This is a genomic window from Pyramidobacter sp. C12-8, assembly GCF_002007215.1.
GTDB lineage: Bacteria > Synergistota > Synergistia > Synergistales > Dethiosulfovibrionaceae > Pyramidobacter.
Genome location: NZ_MUHX01000040.1, coordinates 1 through 16,245, shown reverse-complemented (window position 1 = coordinate 16,245; position 16,245 = coordinate 1). Strand labels below are relative to the sequence as shown.

Below are 16,245 nucleotides of genomic sequence, written 5' to 3'. Positions count from 1 at the left end.
AACCAGAAAGTTGAGTTAACGATGAACTCCTAGGGTGGTGTTTCGGGAATCCAGGTTAAAAGGGCCCTGTTTGACCGCATCGAGGAATACGATATTACCGTCGTCAAAGATGCTTACGATGAATACATAAAAAGCGGCAAAAAGAGTCGGCCGATCAGAGGCTCTGGAAAGAAGTCAATTTTATGAGATACGACGTCTAAACAATTCCCCAATTCGACCGGGAGTTAAAAACTCGACAAATATATGCAGCTCATGATCAGGTCATGGATCAAAAAAACTTGTTGAATGCGGAGACCTAAGGATCCATGGGAAAGAGCCTGCAGGCAATTGCAAAGGACAATAACGGCATCGAATCAGAGATTATCATCTAATTTGCTTCATCGACGGTTATGAATTGATTATTTCAGCCCTGAACGTCAGACATCAGCGAGAAGTTCACAAAAATGAGCTTGTGATAATTGCCCCCGGTTGCGGATCCACTTCCGTTGCCAGGGGCATCTGTGCCAACGTCAACGTTCAAGGATGAGTCATAGCTTACGACCACTGGCGGATATGTGCAAAGGGTTAGGCCGCACGTGCGGCCGTCGCTTTTAGGAGCCCATCTCCGCGTGAGCGGAGGTTTGTACATCAAGGACAAACGCGGAAGAAAACGGCAAGGTCCATCTCCGCGTGAGCGGAGTTTTGCACGGGAAGCCTCCGAAAACAACATCAACTGGAGGTCCATCTCCGCATGAGCGGAGGTTTGCCAGAGCGGCCTGCGCTTTTTCAAGCTCGCTCAGGTCCATCTCCGCATGAGCGGAGGTTTGGCCGCGATGCGCCCCCTGTACCGAAGCGTCACGGGTCCATCTCCGCATGAGCGAAGGTTTGGTCTTCACGTCCGCCGGGCTTTGGGCGTTGATGGGTCCATCTCCGCGTGAGCGGAGGTTTGCATTTGTGCATCAACAAGATCGATCCAGATACAGGTCCATCTCCGCATGAGCGGAGGTTTGCGCTTTCTATCGCCTCTTTTTGCTTTTGCCATAGGTCCATCTCCGCGTGAGCGGAGGTTTGCCGTAGCCCGCGCAGCGCCTCGTAACCGCGCTGGGTCCATCTCCGCATGAGCGGAGGTTTGTCCTGTTTGATATGGCATTCGCGGTAACCGCTGGGTCCATCTCCGCATGAGCGGAGGTTTGCTGGCAGCGATCGTGGGCATTGCCGCGGCCGGAGGTCCATCTCCGCATGAGCGGAGGTTTGGCCCCCTCGCCGCGAGGCGAAGGGGCTTTGTGGGGTCCATCTCCGCATGAGCGGAGGTTTGCTATTCACAATTCGCTCACCAATCGCTCTAAAAGGTCCATCTCCGCATGAGCGGAGGTTTGCTTCGCCGGCAGCGGTTTGCCCTCGGCCAGCAGGGTCCATCTCCGCATGAGCGGAGGTTTGACGTTGGAGAGCGTCGTCGCAACATCTTTGGCAGGTCCATCTCCGCATGAGCGGAGGTTTGGCGGTCACGTCGTTTGTCCGGGCGATTACATCAGGTCCATCTCCGCATGAGCGGAGGTTTGGCCATGAGGACGTGCTCCGTGGTGCGGTCGGTGGGTCCATCTCCGCATGAGCGGAGGTTTGCCGAACGCTGGCAACTGTCTTTTTTTCTGACTAGGTCCATCTCCGCATGAGCGGAGGTTTGCAGCGAACTGGAAGAGCTGACGATCGGACAGGTGGTCCATCTCCGCATGAGCGGAGGTTTGGATATCGAACTGGACGCCAAGAACCGCATTATCGGTCCATCTCCGCATGAGCGGAGGTTTGCGGCGCCGCGTGTTGGGCACGCCCTGCCATGACGGTCCATCTCCGCATGAGCGGAGGTTTGCAGAGCCCCTGCCGCTGCAGATAATCGATCAAAGGTCCATCTCCGCATGAGCGGAGGTTTGGGCGTCATGCCGGTGAAGCGGTGGTATTCATAGGGTCCATCTCCGCATGAGCGGAGGTTTGCTTTCGACGGAGTGCGCCTTATTGTGAGCGTCTGGTCCATCTCCGCATGAGCGGAGGTTTGTCTTCAGTGTGTATCATGTTCAACTTATCTCTTCAACGCAGTTCCCAAGGAATTTCCTGGTCGCCGTACGATAGGGCACAGATCTGCACCATGGACAGCAACAGCATTCACCACATATATAAAAAGTGCAGCGCTGTTTGCGCAAAGCACATCGGAGGGCTTCCTTCGGAAACACGATGTTCATATCGACAGACACTGTGTGTTATCTGTGTCGTCTGGCCCTGAAATTATCTGAATGTTCCGCCGCATAATTTGGGCAACTATTCTTTCTACAAGACGGGCCGTCTGCACTTAGAGCTGTCGTCATCCATTTCTTCTTCCAAACGCGTGACGGCGTTCATCAACTATCCACGTACGATTCTCGCATAACATTTCGCCGTCAAGGCAAGCCTATATTTTTAACGCCAACGAGTCTCAAGGAGCTCCGCTCTTACGACGGAAACAACATGTTTGCAGTGCGGGCAAAAAACGCGCTGTCCATCGGCAGAGATACGGATGTCAAACTCCTTCGCGCCAATAGAAGAAATTATGGTTCTTCGATGAGCTTCAGGGTGTAAATCTTTTTTTCGAGATCACACGCGATGACTTCAGCCCGAAAAGTTTCCCCCTCACGAGCGTGGGGAATTCCCGGAGAAAAGCTGACGTTCTGCGCGCTGTCTTCGTCGACAAGTTTATATCGAGGCTTAATCTTCCCTTTGACTTTACGGGAACCGCAGCACATTGCTTCAACGATGTCGCCCTCGATATACCTCATGCCGCCCTTTCGGGCCATTTCCCGCAGAGTCTCCCGGCTTGCTTCCTGCGCTGACTGCTGACGGTTCAGCCGTCCGTATCCGGAACTGCGCTTCGCGCCAACGCCGCGTTCGCCCAAGACATGCTCGAACAGTTTCTCGATTCCCGCCAGAAGGTCTTTTTTCCTGCCGGCGTCGGGTTCTTCGCAGTCGCAACCGACCAGAAACGTACCTCTGACGGAAACGAAGCTGACGGGAACGGGGTCGTCAAAATCGCTGGGGACAGCAGGCTCTTGCTTGCTGTAATAGCCGCTGTGATGGCACGTGACGACGTCGTCGTGAAGACAGTTTTCAAGGCTCTCGGGGGTGATCCAGGCGTCGTGAAAGCGCACGTATCCCTTCGCCGACGCTCCGTCCGCGGCGGCGCTTCCGAAGATAACTTTGCTGTTTTCGAGCCACGCGGCGGCGGCCTCCCCGCCGGGCGCAGCGTTTTTCAGCGCCTCGGCGCAGTAAGCGGCAAGAACGCCCTTCAGAGAGCTGGCGGGAATGATGGGAACGCCATACGTGTGTTCCAGGGAAAGTCCGTTTTCCAACACGTTTTTTCCGCCCAGGCCGACGGCCAGAGGCGCCGTCGTGCGGAACTCGAGCAGCATAGCTCCAGCGGCCTTAAAGGCGTTTTCACGCCGCCGATAGGACGTTTCATAAACGTCTTTCGCACATTTCAGCGCCTTTTTCATCTGCTCGTAAAGCCTCGTACGAGCCATGATCGCGCTATCCCCGCCGCGGGCATCTTTGCTCGCGTCTTCTATTTCTGCCAGAAAACGCTCCATGACCAGCGAAGCATTTGAAGCGCCGTCATCCTTGCACAAGCAATCAAGCGCTTTTCGGCAACTGTTCATCGGGGGCCTCCGTTTTCCGCGCCGTCAAGGCTTTCGCAGCAGCGTTTGATCCAGGCGGCAGCTTCCAATGCCCGGCGGCTCAGACGCATGTACTCCTTCAAATCGGCTTCTCTGGCGCTCGCGACCAAGTCGTCGGAACATCCCGTTTCGACGTTTTGCAAAACTTCCTGCAAACCTTCAAGGTACTTGGTCTGTCCCTTCGCGTCGGCAAACGTCGCCGCCTGGACGAGGCCGCAGCTGTGGATCAAGCACGGGAACGAAAGGGCAAAGCGTTTATAGTCTTCATATTTCCCGCCTGCGCAAACTTTTTTCACGGCGGTAAAAGCGGCCCGCGCCATTTTTTGCCCGTTGGTCAGCATAACTTCATCTTTTTCACTCATGAAGCTCACCGGCCTTTTCGATGTCCTTGAACAGGCAGCGGACGTGCCCCTTGCCGGTAGTCGCTTTGCCGCCCAGCTGCAGGGAGAGCTCGGAACCGCAGAATTGCTTTAAAAGCTCCCCGCTCGTGGGCGTTTCGTCCTCCGGCGCGCCGTAAATTTTATCGCACCAGACCCGGCCGACAAGGAGCGTCTCGACCGGCAGCGTTTCCTCATACCACAGCGCCCCGTCGGCAGCCGCGCCGGTTTCCTGGTCGACCTTGATGTGCGGCGTCACTTCCGTCCCGGCTTCGCACAGGAAGGTAAAGATGTCGTCGTGGACGACGGCGAAGCGCGCTTTAAAAGTTTTTTTCCAGCCTTCGTCATCGCCGAACAGTGTCTGGGCGATTTTTTCCGCCCAGTTTTCGGCGTTTTCGTTAAAAGCCGAGGCAAGGTCAAGCTCTTCAAGATACATCTTCCCGCCCGGCTCTTTGGTAAGCGCCGTGTCTTGAGCCGTAAAAGCCTGAAATTCGTCAGGAAGAATCACGGGCGGCGCGGAGCGCTCTTTGACGTCGCGGGCACAGCGCTCCAGGCAGAAGGGCGACGTTATCCAGGCGAAGGTGCCGTAAAAGCTGCGCACGGGCAGGCAGAGGATATGCGCGTCAGTGAAGACGAGCGAACCGGAATTGCTGCAATCATCGCCCGTCGCGCCGAAAGCGATCCTGGCATCGCCTTCTCGTTTTTCCGAATTGTTGGAAACGTTGTGATGGGCGGCAATCACGCCTTTGACGCTGCTGCCGGGGATATAGGGCCAGTTGGTCACCTTCTCGCGCACGACCGGCAGATCGATATAGCCAAGTCCGCGTCCCGCGCCGATATGAATCGGGCTGAGCGCATGAAGCCAATAACTTTTTTCAACGAAAGTTTTTTCTCCCATGTTCGTCCTCTCCCCTATTTATGTTCTCGCCAGCCGCCCCACAACGCCAGGCCGAATCCGTCGAGCCGATCCTGCGGCTCGTCGCAGACGGAACGGAGCCAGACCCGATCAGGGACAAAGTTCCCCGCAACAACTTCGAAAAAATAGACGCTGCCGGCCGGGACCATGCGCCGCATGGGCTTGGGGCCGGTTCTGCCCTTTTCGTGACACCAGCCGGAAAGAGGCTGCCAGCGACCGACAACGGCGGATACCAGCCGCACCCGCACATCCGTACCAGGCAAAATTCCTTCGCGAGGCGGGGTCTTATCCCCGCCGATCCAGCCGGGATACCAGCCGTTCGCAAACAGCGCCGGCGTCGCCAAGATCATGCGGATCCGGTCACCACCGCGCAGACAGTCCAGGCAGGGGGGGCAGCGCCATGCCGCGTCGTCATCTGTCTGCCGAAAATCGGCAAGACGACGCATCCCGCCGACGGGAGCGGTAAAATCTCCAAGCAAGCGGGCCGCTCGTTCGTCGATCTCCAGTGCCGCCGCAATGGAGGCGTATGTTCTCTCCGCCGTCCGGTGCACGAAATCGAGTCCCGTGGAAGAAAAGATCTTCCCGTCGCCGGCAGCGCCCGTTTCCGGCGCGATGCTGACGTGAGTACGTTCGTCCTTGGGAATGTCGTCGAGCCAGTCGTCGCCGAAATCAACGCGCCCGTCGCGCCCGTAGCGCTCCGTCAGTCCTCTTTTTCCCTCGCACAGCCAGCGGGCGTAAAGATCCAGCGACCAGTATCCGCCCCGTTTTTGGGGCTTGAAGTTTTCCTCGGTATCGGGCGACGGCAGCAAAAGCCCTTCAAGCGGCATGTCCGCAGACTGCTCGTCTTCTAACTCCGCAGGAAGGAGCTGGTACGGCTTGCCTTCCTGAGTCTGGACGAAATCCAGAGGCCGGGGAAAATAAAATTTGCCACCGATCTCGGGAAACGGACCGCGCACAGCGATCGAGCGCAGATATGACGGAGTCTCCCCGGTCAGCTTCCAGAGCGCGGTGCGCACGGAACCGGCGGCCACCGTCTGCGTCAGCCAGTCAAGGGAACGGACGCGCGCGCCGCCGCCTCCGGAGCCGAAGGTGCGCGCATCGCGAGCAATCAGCGGCTCGATGGGAATCATCCGGTATTTCATCGTTCGGCCTCCTTCTGCGGAGTCGGCTTCCGCGTATAGCGGCGGGCAAACGCAATCCACTGGCCGACGACAAGCTCATCGGCGAGTTCTTTGACCCCCGCGCCATCCCCGAGCTTGCGTCCGATGTAGCGGGCGATTTCCGCCTCGTTTTCGGCGGAAAGGTCCGTGTCCTTGCGCGCGAAAATGCGCATGACGTCGGCTTTCACAGCTTCGGCCAGCGACTCTCTGTCGTCCCAGTTCTCGTAAAAGCGGGCCGTCTCGAGCAGTTCGTGCGGGAACTTATCGGGAATCTCGCCTCCGGCAAAGCGGTCGCCCCACCAGTCAAGCCGTTCGGCCAGAGAACGCTGAACCAAAGGCTTCTCTCGTCCGTCGTTTTCGCTGGCAGCGGGCCACTGCTCGCGCACCGTTACGGCAATGTTGCCGCGAGCGCGGACGGCAACGGCCAGTCCGTTCCGATCCCTGCCGACGGCGGCTTCGCCGTGGAGCCCGTTCTTGGCGTCGCTCTCGGCGCGGCGGGCAAACTTGAGCAGCAACTCCAGATCTTCCAGAGCATGAGCGATGGAAACGCCGATGGAAAGCGTCGGCCGGCAGCCGAAAGGAACGTCGGAACTCATGATATGCCGAATTCGGACCGCAGTTCCCTGGCGCAGTCAAGAGCGGTATCCAACGGCAGGAAGGCAAGCACGTCATCTCCTCCGGTGTAAACGGTAACGCCGTAATGTCCCTTGATGACGTTTCTGGCCCGACAGGCAAAATCGGCAAGCTTTTTTGAAAAGCAACGGTGCGATTCGGCGTCTTTCATGTTGTCCAGAATCGCTCCCATGCGGTCTCCGTCGGCGCTGAGCACGGCAAGATACGGCTCGCAGGGGCGGTCGCAGGGCTTCAGTTTCGACAGCACGCCGACAATTTTACGGCACTGCTCCGCAACTCTCTCAGCTACGTCCTTCCCTTCGTTTTCGGCATCCTTTTTCATGCCGGCATAGCGTCCGCGCATCAGCGCTTCGCCGCCGTAAGGGAATTTCTCGTAAAAATCCGCCCCCACCGCGGAGAGAACGCCGCACAAATTCAGTTCCTCGCATGCCTCGAGGATCGTCTTGCGGTCCGCTTCTTTCATCTTGCCAGCCGCGGCAAACACGCCGCGCACCCAGGGATCGACGGCAACGCGGGAAACAGGAGGAAAATTCTTCGCGTCGGAGATGCGCTTGATCACGCCGATGGCGTCGAGCGCCTCGTTCCGCTTGAGGCGCAGCGTGCGGGTCATGGCGCGCTGCTGCGCGTCGGAAAGACTCTTGCCATCTTTGAACACGCTCTCGCGCAGTCCGTCCAGCGAGCTTTTGGCCACGCGATCCGCGCACGGGGAAGGGCTAAAGTCACGGATGTTCTTGCGCGCGGCCAGAAGTTTGGCCGCGGTTCTGCGTGCTTCGTCGTACGGACGTCCGTCGAGAGGCGTCCAGACGCAGTAAAATTCGATAATATCGTCCAGCTGCCCGTTCCAGCGCTCCATGACGACGAGATCTCCGACTTTTCCGCCCTCTTTGCCAAGCGGCGTGTCGAGCGCTTCGCGCCCGTACTCAGCCAGCCGCGCCTCCGCGGCCTTCTTTGCCTCGTTTTTGATGCGCCCCAGTTCCTCGGCGTCGGCGGCAGTCACTTTGGCAAGGATCACGTTGGCGATGCCGTCCGACAAGGACGAGTCTTGCACAGCGTCGGGAAAAATCAGAGATCCGCCCAGATCCCTCACGCAGCAGGCCACGGCCTTGCTCAGCTCGGAAAGCATCCGCGACCCCATCCAGAGGTCGTGCGTGCGGCGCGCGGCGGCGATAAAATCCTGCACGGGGCCGATGGCGATCTGCAGTAAATAGTTCCGTTCGCTCACTTCCCCGTCACCTCCTTAAAACCTTTTTCTCTTAAATAGGCGCGGAACGCCTCCAACGCGTTGCCGGTGCTGGAACGATTTTCCATCGGAGAACCCTTGTAATTCGCGAACTTTGCCCCCTGGTAGTCGCTGCATTCTTTATCCAGTTTATTCAGTCTTCCCCCAAGTTTGTTTCCGCTCAACCTCAGACCACAGGAAAGATCCGGTTCGGGCAGAAAGACAGCCATGCTCAGAACACGGCCATCCTTCAAGCGCAGCGGACGCAGAATCACCGGGCTGCTCATGCGCTGCGCACCGACAGGGAGCAGCTGCTGGCACGACTTCGGATCGCCCGACGTCTTAAATCTAAAGCCGATCGGCATGCCGAAGACCGCGCGGGGGAAACCGTACGGATGATCCGGTGGATAAACAGCCTCATGTCTGGGATCGCGCTGGCCCGTCAGCTTACGGATCGTGTCCGCCTCGGGCCAGCGCGAGCGGCCGCGTGTCCCGTTTCGCCCTACGTCTTTTCCCTGCCTAAACTCGCGCAAACACCCGACAGCCTCCTTCCAAGCGACAATGCTTTGCTTGGAGTCGCACTCTTTCGTCCACACGCGCAGTCCGCACGAGACGGCCAAAGCGCGCGCTTCTTCTTCGTTCTCAAAAGCCAGTTCAGGGCAGAAAACCGCCCCGCAGCCACGCCGCGTGCGCGCGCCGACGCCGCCGAAATTGGCCCAGGCGCGCAGACTGCGTTCCAACTGTTCCTTGAGCTCGGAGCACAGCTGCGGCTCGCAGACGACGCCCAGATCAAAATTAAACTCGGGAAGGACTCCTGATTTATCCCTAAACGGGAAGAGGGCGTACTGAGCGTCCTTCACCGGTTTCAATACGACAGACTGGCCTGCCCCCTCTTTTATGAACACTCCGACGCGGCTGGTATGCTGCAAAGCGGCTTTGTCCCCGTCGGATGACGCCGCGAACACTCCGCCCCAGAGCGCGCATTCCTTTTCTTTCAACGCGTTGCCCCGCAGGCCGCGAACGCCGTGCAGCAACCGCCACCAAAAGCGCAGCTGCCCCCGTATGGAAGGCGCCCGCACGGGAAATTCTCTGCCAACCTCTCCGGCCTTGGCGCCGCCGCCGAACATGGGCGTGATGACGCTGCACGCGTAAACCTTGCATTCCCGCGCGGGCAAGGCCCCCAATCGAAGCGCTCCGCCAAGTTTTTCCGCCATACTCCTCACTCTGCCGCCTCCTCCCAAACAGACAAAACAACCGCGCACACCGCGGACGGCGCGCTGCGCCCGACACCTTTCGACCTTGTCCTGCCGTATTTCATTTCAGCAAGTCAAATATACTCTAACATATTAAAAATTTTTGAGCCCACCGCGTCCATGCTCCCGCAAATACCATGCGCATTCCGCTTGATCCCCGGAGGCGCCACGCCGAATCCGCGCCTCGACGCGGCGTTGCCTGCGCGCCTGCCGTCTGGGGCGCTCATCGATCAAGAGCCCGTTCGCTCGACAACGTGAGCCTTGAACCGCAGCACGTCTTTCAGCAGTTTCTCGACGCTTCGATATTCTTTTCGAATGTCTTTTTCGATTTCTGGCAGCGTGCCGTTTTCAGCGTTTCCATCCAGGCCGTAAATGTCGATTCTCACGCAGTCGCCTGAATCCCACACCGGCAGCACAAAGCCCACCTGACGGTGTTTGTCGAAATGAAGCGCCTGTTCGCGCTTGAACGCGTAACGGTTCGCCAGCGACAGCGCCAGAAAGCGCCGCAACGACTGAGGATCACGCTGCACGGCCAGCCAGCCTTCCGTTTTTTTCATACCTCCCAGCGTCCGGAAAACGCCTTTGTAAATTTCTTTGCACAGGTATTTCATTCTGTCCACGTCGCTTTTTTCCTGCGTCAATTTCTGCACATTGACTTTCAGACCCTTAGGCAGCGCATCCGCGTACCCTTCAAGCTGGCGGCCGACAAAATTCGCTTCGTTTTCCGTGCGCCGATGCCGCGCTTCCATGTACTCCTGACTGACCGTGCGGTCGGCCTGCACGTCGCAGGCGTCGATAATACGCATCAGCGCCGTCAGCCGCAGAAAACGCTGAATTATCGCATCCCGCGTTTCCCCGGTCCGGACATGTCGAAAATCCTCCACGCGCAAAATCTTGTCAAGCCTCTCTTCAAGCGGTTCCAGCGTCTGTTTAAAGTCGTCCGGACACAGCGTTTCGCCAACCGGTTCAACGACCTCATTCGCCTGCGCTGTGCCGTCGGCGCAGCACAGTTTCGTGTAATGACGGTGATATTCGGCTACCAGCGGGACATAACGGGCCAGAAACGCCTGCTTTTCCCCGTTCTCGTCAAGCGGTCTTCCAGGCGCTCCGCCCGGTCTGAAATAGCGATCGGGCTCCTCGCGCAGCAGCGACGCCGTCAGCAGATGGTGCATCTCGCGCACCGCCGAGGGAAACAGGCCGAGCGGAAAATCTTTGTCGCATCCGCGCTCCGAGGCCCCCGCGTAGGTCAGAGCCGTGTGGCCGATGTCATGCAGGTAAATCGACGCGATCAGCAGCGCCAACATCTCGGGATGCTCGTCGTCGAAACCAGCTTTTTTCAGAGGTTCTTCCGCGCAGCGAAACAGATTGACGGTGAACTCCATCAGACGTTTGGAATGCCGGCGGCTGTGCTCGACCGTTTCCGGGATCTGGTCGCCCAGCCACAGGTGTTCCCACTTGCAGACCAAAAGATTTTCGAGATATTCCGCCCATTTCCTGCCTTCGCCGCCGCAGCGCCGCAGCCGCTCGAACAGAGCCTGCCCCGTGCCGAACGGCCTTTTGCGCATCGCATCATAACTTTTAATTAGGGCCCCCGCCATTTTCCCAGAATCCCGCACCCACTGCGGCAAAGAGGGCGCCTGCATCATCTCCGGGTTTCTGTCGAGCGCTCTGAGCATATTGATCTCCTCGTCCAGCGCGGCGTAAGCATATCCCAGCGGCATGCTCATCAGCTCATACGCCTCGGGAGAATCTTCAAACGTATACAGACAAGGCAGCCCATGAAGCTGCGCGTATGCGGCGGCAAACGCGGAAATCGCCTTGTAGCCGCCTGTGGAACAGATCACGACCTCTTCCCCGTTCTCCTTCTTCTCAAGACATTCGTCAAATTCACGATAGAGATCGACAACAGACTGGTTGAAGCTCTCCTTGTCCCGAACGTCGATGGCGACCGGACGTATACCTCCCTTTTCGCCCTTTTTCCCCTCTTCGCAGACCAGCTTCTTGATTCTTCCTTTAAAGCAGAGTCTGACCAGTCTTTCGAGAAATACCCGAACACAGAGCGCCGTCAGTTTCGACACCGCCGTTTCCGAGGGAAGCAGAAGGACGTGCAGCCGCTCGAACGCAGCTTCGCCATCCCTCTCAAGGATGCGCCGCAGCCAGCGGTACAGCGTCTGCACTTCCGCCGAAGGGAAACGAAAATCCCGTTTGTCCAGCGCCTTTTTTTCCTCGCCAGACAACGATGAAGAATCCAGTATCTTCATCAAAAGCTCCGTCTTGGGAGACGCCGAACCTCCGATAAGTTCCCTGACGCCTTTCTCAGAAGCGTCGCAAAGGCGTTTCGCCTCCTGCTCCTTTTTTTCCGCACTCAGATTCTTGTCCAGCCAGAATGCAGCGGACATTCCCACCGTGCAAATCACCGTAACGCGCTTCATACGCTGCCCTTCTTCCTCGACGAGCCAGCCGTCCGACGACTGCCCGTTTCATGCCGTCGAAAACTTTTACAGTTACGCCGCTTCAACAGACAAAAGGTTGTTTTTTCGTGATTTTTCAATCTTAAGCAGTTATACCTAATATATGTTAGTATAATACTATGCGTCCAAACTTTTCTCAAGAAAAAATTTTCATCGCGTTCGAAAGGATCGTGCTCATGAGAACAATTTATGTGGTAACCTGCGGCACAAGCATTCTTACTAACGGGGCGTCGGAGACCGATCGGATTTTTCTGCGCGAAAACGCCAACAAGCTTGAACAGGACTATTCCCCGGAGGAGCGCGACCGGCTTGAAAATATCGCCGCTTCGCGGCGCGAGACTCTGCTCGGGGAAAGCGACGAAGCCCGGATATGCCGCTGTTCCGCCGAACTGAACGGCTTCCTCAACTACCGCCGCACCAGTCCCGCAGCGCAGAACAGCGCCGGAGACATGGCGTACTTCGTCTGTACCGACACGTTTCAGGGCAAACTGACCGCTCGAATCCTCGCCGACTGGAGCAGAAAACGCGGAATGGCAGCCGACGTCGTAAAAGTCGAGGACCTGAATACCGCTTCCGTCGAATCGTTTCACCGCGGCGTCAACAACCTCATCGAATGGTGCCGCACCACGCTGTCTGCAGCCCGGGAGAGCGGCTCCCGCATCGTTTTCAACCTGATCGGCGGTTTCAAAACGCTGCAGGGATACATGCAGACGCTGGGAATGATCTATGCTGACGAGATCTTCTACATTTTTGAATCAGGGCACGAGATCATCACCATCCCCCGTCTGCCGCTCGACATCTCCTCCGCGGCCCAAAAGGCGATCCGCACCCACCTTGCCGTCGTACGCCGCATGAATTACCGCGATCTGCCCGCCGCAGAGTGCGCCGGCCTGCCGGAAACCATGCTGACTGTCATGGACGGACAATGTATTCTGTCGGTATGGGGCAAAGTGATCTTCGACGAGGTCAAGAAAGAACTGTACCAAGAGAAACTGCAGCCGCCAATGATCGATTCGTTCGAGTTCTCCCCCGGGGCGAAAAATGACGCCGAAAAGCTCGATCCGCAGCAAAGAAGAAGGCTGAATGACGCCATCGACAACTTCGGCGCCTGTCTGGAAACGGGACAAAATCTGCAAAGACTCGACTTCCGCGCACTGAAAGGGAATCCCAAGCCTCCGTCCACGCACGAATTCAACATATGGAGCACGCAAAACGGCTGGCGCGCCTTCTGTCATTACGAACAAGACCGTCGAAAATGGGTCATCGACCGCTTCGCCGTCGGCATCGGCCACTGATACAGCGGCCGTGACGGGCGTGTCGCCTGAAAAAGAGTTCCAACGGAAACAGCGCTTTCCGCAGGCAAAAGGAATCACTGCCACCAGATTCCCGTCCTCTGCAGCCCCGCTGAGGCAGACAGTTTGAAGCTCAAAATGCGGCAAGGCAACGGAGAAGATCCATTTCGAAATATTCAGATATTACGCTTCCCACACGAACGACAAATACACAGAGTGGCTGTTATTTTTTCCTCTCTGTAACAGAGCGATCGGCAGTTCCATGCCGCCGCAACGAAAACAAAACAACAAACAAAGATAGAGACACGCGTCAATACGATCCGACAGAGTCTTGAATTTTTTACTTTCTCCAGGGAGCACTCTCCGAAAGAAGCGGGGCATCATATCCTTCAGCTTACAAACCGAAGATAAAACTCCGCTTACGCGGAGATGGACCTCTTTTGCCCGCAGCTTGAGCCGCTGCGGAGTCCAAACCTTCTTCTACGCGGAGACGAGAGACATCGGGAGGAAAACTGCATCGCGACGTAACGATGATCAGGCACGTTCTTTTGTGTAAGTCTCCGGAGCCGAAGCTCCGGAGACTTTTTCCGTATCGGAGTTTCCCGGAGGTTGTCCGCTGGCGGGGAACTCTATGCTGCGGCCGACGGTTGGCGGCGTTCATATAACGGAGGCAGAAGAATCTCTTCGCTCTTTCATGCCGCATGTCCGGTTTTCAGCCGCCTGGAAGCTGGCGATGCCGCGTCGATATAACGTGCCGTATTTCGCCGCCACGCTGACGACGTTCGGGTTCCGACGAAATATCCGGGAGATGATAAAATAAGGCGTCATCTGTTTTAGAAAAAGGAGACTGAGAACATGTCATTCATGTCGTTGAAAAAGATCGCCGTTCCGGCTCTGGCTTTGCTGCTCGCGGCCGCGGGGACGGCCGGCGCGGAGGTGCCGCGCGGGAAGGTGCTGGGCGAGCTGATGCAGGTCCTCGACCTGCCGCTGAAGACGGGCAAGACCTTCGGCGACGTGGACGAGACGACGCCTTACGGGCCGGCGCTGCTGTCGGCGCTTTCGCTGGGGATCCTCTACCCGGCCGACGATTTTTCGCCGGAGATCGCCTGCACGAACGCCGAAGCGCTGATGTTCGCGTTTCAGGCCATGGGATTCCGCCACGAGGCGGAAACGGCGGCCTGGGCGCTGCCGCCGGAGGATAAAAGTCTGCCGGCCTACATTTCCGGCTACGTAGCGCTGGCCAAGTCGGTCCGGCCGGCGGCACCGCGGAGCGTGTTTTCCAAACCGTGGGACAGCATCACCGAGGCGCAGCTGAGCGAAGTTCTGGAATGGGCGGGGCGCTGCCGCGCCAGTCTGGTCTGGGACCACGAGATCAAACGCCCCGAAGGCGCGCTGCGCATCCATCGCGAAAACGTCGGCCGCCCGCCGCAGGGCTGGCGCGTGCAGCTGGGCATCTTCGACACGGAGGCGCAGGCCAGCGCTTTCGCGCGGAAAAAGACGAGCGAAGCCTGTCCGCTGAGCGTGCAGGAAGTCGATTTCAGCTACGGCGTTTTCACGCCGTTGGTGGCCGACCGCAGCCAGGCCTACGAATGGGCGACTCGCCTCGGCAAGGGATTCAGCGCCGTGATCCTGCCGGAGTCCGGCGACAGCAGCGCCCTGTTCTGGACGTCTTTCACGCCGGCTGATCCGGCCGACGCCGTGATCGGCATGAACCGCGCCGTCAGTTCCCAAACGCTCGCCAAGCTGTCGGAGATCGCCGCCGCCCACAAGGCGCTCGCGGCTGTGAACGGCGGCTATTTCGGCGGCAACGGCCCCATCGGCACGCTGTTCGCCGGCGGACTGCCGGTGACGCTGCCCTATTACAACCGCTCCATGGCGGCATGGGACAAACGGGGCAAGATGTACTTCGGCGGCGGCGAATTCCGCATGCGCCTGTCGGTCAACGGCGGCCCGTTTGTGCCCGTGCTGCTCAATTCCAAGGTCGATTATGGCTCCACGGCGATCCTCACGCCCGCGCTGGGCGCGTCCGAGGCCCGCGCCGGCAACAACGGCTTCGTGGCCCGCGTGCACGACGGACTGGTGCAGGAGGCGGTGCCGGCGCTCCAATTCAGCCGCGACATGGGGCCCGACGAGTGGCTGATCGTCAGCCGCGATCCCAGGTTCACGCTGCAGAAAGGCGACCGCGTTGCGCTCGAAACGCAGTGGCGCGAGACTCCGCCCATCGACGTCGCCAGCGCCGTGCAGGCGGGGCCGCTGCTGTACGCGCCCGGGCACCAGTTCTGGGACGAAATGCTGAGCCTGAGCATCCTCACGCTGCGCCATCCGCGCACGCTGCTTGGCTGGGACGGCAAGCGCATGGTCTGGATCGTAGTCGACGGCCGCTCGTCGTGGCACAGCCGCGGCCTGTTCCTGAACGAGGCCGAACAGCTCGGTCGTCAGCTGGGACTGACCGCCCTGCTCAATCTCGACGGCGGCGGCTCGTCGGAAATGTGGTGGGACGGTCACGTCGTCAACGCCGTCAGCGACGGGCGCGAACGCCGCATGCCCTACGGCCTGATGGTGCTGAAAAAGTAGCGCCCGGAGAAGCGCGCCGCGCGTAACGGAGATCCGCCAGCGTCTTTCCGGCGAAAACGTCCCGCGCCGGACACGCGACGATCTCTTCTTTGTCGTCAATGTCAATAGCCAATAAAAAAGTCACCATAACTGCTCATTGAAAAAGTCACCCCATCACACTCTCATCACAGCAAGACACCTCGAAAGAACTCCCCATCGTGCCGCCATAACAACGTCTACGCGAACGTACATTTATCCCGACATGTGCTATGATATCCCTGCCTTTTGACGACGCCACGCCGCCATGGGTGGTCCGGAGCGGGCTTGTGCGCTTTCACAAGCCCGCTTTTCCGTTTCTTTGCCGATGCCTCATCGGAGTCGACTCGTTTTTGACTTTCAACCTCCTTCATCTCGATCCGTCTGCCCTTGGAAACACCCCAGATCCGCCCGGTCGACGTTTCACGCACCTCAACCGTCGTTTTGGCCATCCCGAGGCAATCGTCCGCCGCCGGAACGTACCGACGACCTCCGTAGGAGATCATGCCGCCGTGATCCGTCCTGCGAGATTCGCGACGCGCAAAGAGAAAATCCAAATCGACTTTTCCTTCCGGCTTCACATAAACGTCCTCTCCCTCAGCCGGCGTGACGGCAAACTTCCGATTGTGCCTGGCGATGAGCTTGGGCAAAACCTCGTTGG

11 protein-coding genes, 1 pseudogene and 1 CRISPR repeat array are annotated in these 16,245 nt (G+C 58.4%); of the genes and pseudogenes, 3 read left to right on the top strand and 9 right to left on the bottom strand.

The window, feature by feature from the left end; all coding sequences use genetic code 11:
- Nucleotides 1-595: 595 nt before the first annotated feature.
- A CRISPR array of direct repeats spans nucleotides 596-2,026; the repeat unit is 28 nt; unit sequence GGTCCATCTCCGCATGAGCGGAGGTTTG.
- A gap of 526 nt (nucleotides 2,027-2,552) precedes the next feature.
- The 8 genes from cmr6 to B0D78_RS11365 all read right to left on the bottom strand — a co-directional run bounded on the left by cmr6 (nucleotide 2,553) and on the right by B0D78_RS11365 (nucleotide 11,664).
- Entirely contained in the window at nucleotides 2,553-3,656 is a 1,104-nt protein-coding gene (gene cmr6, locus B0D78_RS11400; RefSeq protein ID WP_078017073.1) for a type III-B CRISPR module RAMP protein Cmr6, read from the bottom strand.
- Nucleotides 3,653-4,036, bottom strand: coding sequence for a type III-B CRISPR module-associated protein Cmr5 (locus B0D78_RS11395; protein WP_078017072.1), 384 nt, complete (start codon nucleotides 4,034-4,036; stop codon nucleotides 3,653-3,655). The genes cmr6 and B0D78_RS11395 overlap by 4 nt, the downstream gene beginning before the upstream one ends.
- Nucleotides 4,029-4,949 carry a type III-B CRISPR module RAMP protein Cmr4 gene (gene cmr4, locus B0D78_RS11390; RefSeq protein WP_078017071.1) on the bottom strand — a complete coding sequence of 307 codons (921 nt, stop codon included), beginning with the start codon at nucleotides 4,947-4,949 and terminating at the stop codon, nucleotides 4,029-4,031. Before cmr4 ends, B0D78_RS11395 begins: the two co-directional genes overlap by 8 nt.
- 14 nt (nucleotides 4,950-4,963) lie before the next feature.
- Entirely contained in the window at nucleotides 4,964-6,109 is a 1,146-nt protein-coding gene (locus B0D78_RS11385; RefSeq protein WP_078017070.1) for a type III-B CRISPR module-associated Cmr3 family protein, read from the bottom strand.
- A complete protein-coding gene (locus B0D78_RS11380) occupies nucleotides 6,106-6,723 on the bottom strand; it encodes a hypothetical protein (protein WP_078017069.1) in 618 nt (205 codons plus the stop codon). Before B0D78_RS11380 ends, B0D78_RS11385 begins: the two co-directional genes overlap by 4 nt.
- Nucleotides 6,720-7,982: a type III-B CRISPR-associated protein Cas10/Cmr2 gene (cas10, locus tag B0D78_RS11375; protein WP_078017068.1), complete on the bottom strand. Its 1,263-nt coding sequence runs from the start codon at nucleotides 7,980-7,982 to the stop codon at nucleotides 6,720-6,722. Before cas10 ends, B0D78_RS11380 begins: the two co-directional genes overlap by 4 nt.
- On the bottom strand, nucleotides 7,979-9,193 hold the full coding sequence (gene cmr1 / locus B0D78_RS11370) for a type III-B CRISPR module RAMP protein Cmr1 (protein ID WP_078017067.1): 1,215 nt from the start codon (nucleotides 9,191-9,193) through the stop codon (nucleotides 7,979-7,981). The genes cas10 and cmr1 overlap by 4 nt, the downstream gene beginning before the upstream one ends.
- Before the next feature lie 269 nt (nucleotides 9,194-9,462).
- A complete protein-coding gene (locus B0D78_RS11365) occupies nucleotides 9,463-11,664 on the bottom strand; it encodes an HD domain-containing protein (protein WP_078017066.1) in 2,202 nt (733 codons plus the stop codon).
- A gap of 215 nt (nucleotides 11,665-11,879) precedes the next feature.
- Between B0D78_RS11365 and B0D78_RS11360 the strand changes: the two genes are divergently transcribed.
- The 3 genes from B0D78_RS11360 (at nucleotide 11,880) to B0D78_RS11355 (ending at nucleotide 15,569) form a co-directional block, all read left to right on the top strand.
- A complete protein-coding gene (locus tag B0D78_RS11360; RefSeq protein ID WP_240496170.1) occupies nucleotides 11,880-12,998 on the top strand; it encodes a putative CRISPR-associated protein in 1,119 nt (372 codons plus the stop codon).
- Between the two features lie 628 nt (nucleotides 12,999-13,626).
- A complete protein-coding gene (locus tag B0D78_RS12930; protein WP_168170123.1) occupies nucleotides 13,627-13,815 on the top strand; it encodes a hypothetical protein in 189 nt (62 codons plus the stop codon).
- Between the two features lie 35 nt (nucleotides 13,816-13,850).
- On the top strand, nucleotides 13,851-15,569 hold the full coding sequence (locus B0D78_RS11355) for a phosphodiester glycosidase family protein (RefSeq protein WP_078017064.1): 1,719 nt from the start codon (nucleotides 13,851-13,853) through the stop codon (nucleotides 15,567-15,569).
- A gap of 215 nt (nucleotides 15,570-15,784) precedes the next feature.
- Here the strand turns inward: B0D78_RS11355 and B0D78_RS12925 are convergent.
- A pseudogene (locus tag B0D78_RS12925) lies at nucleotides 15,785-16,245 on the bottom strand (hypothetical protein); the annotation flags it as partial.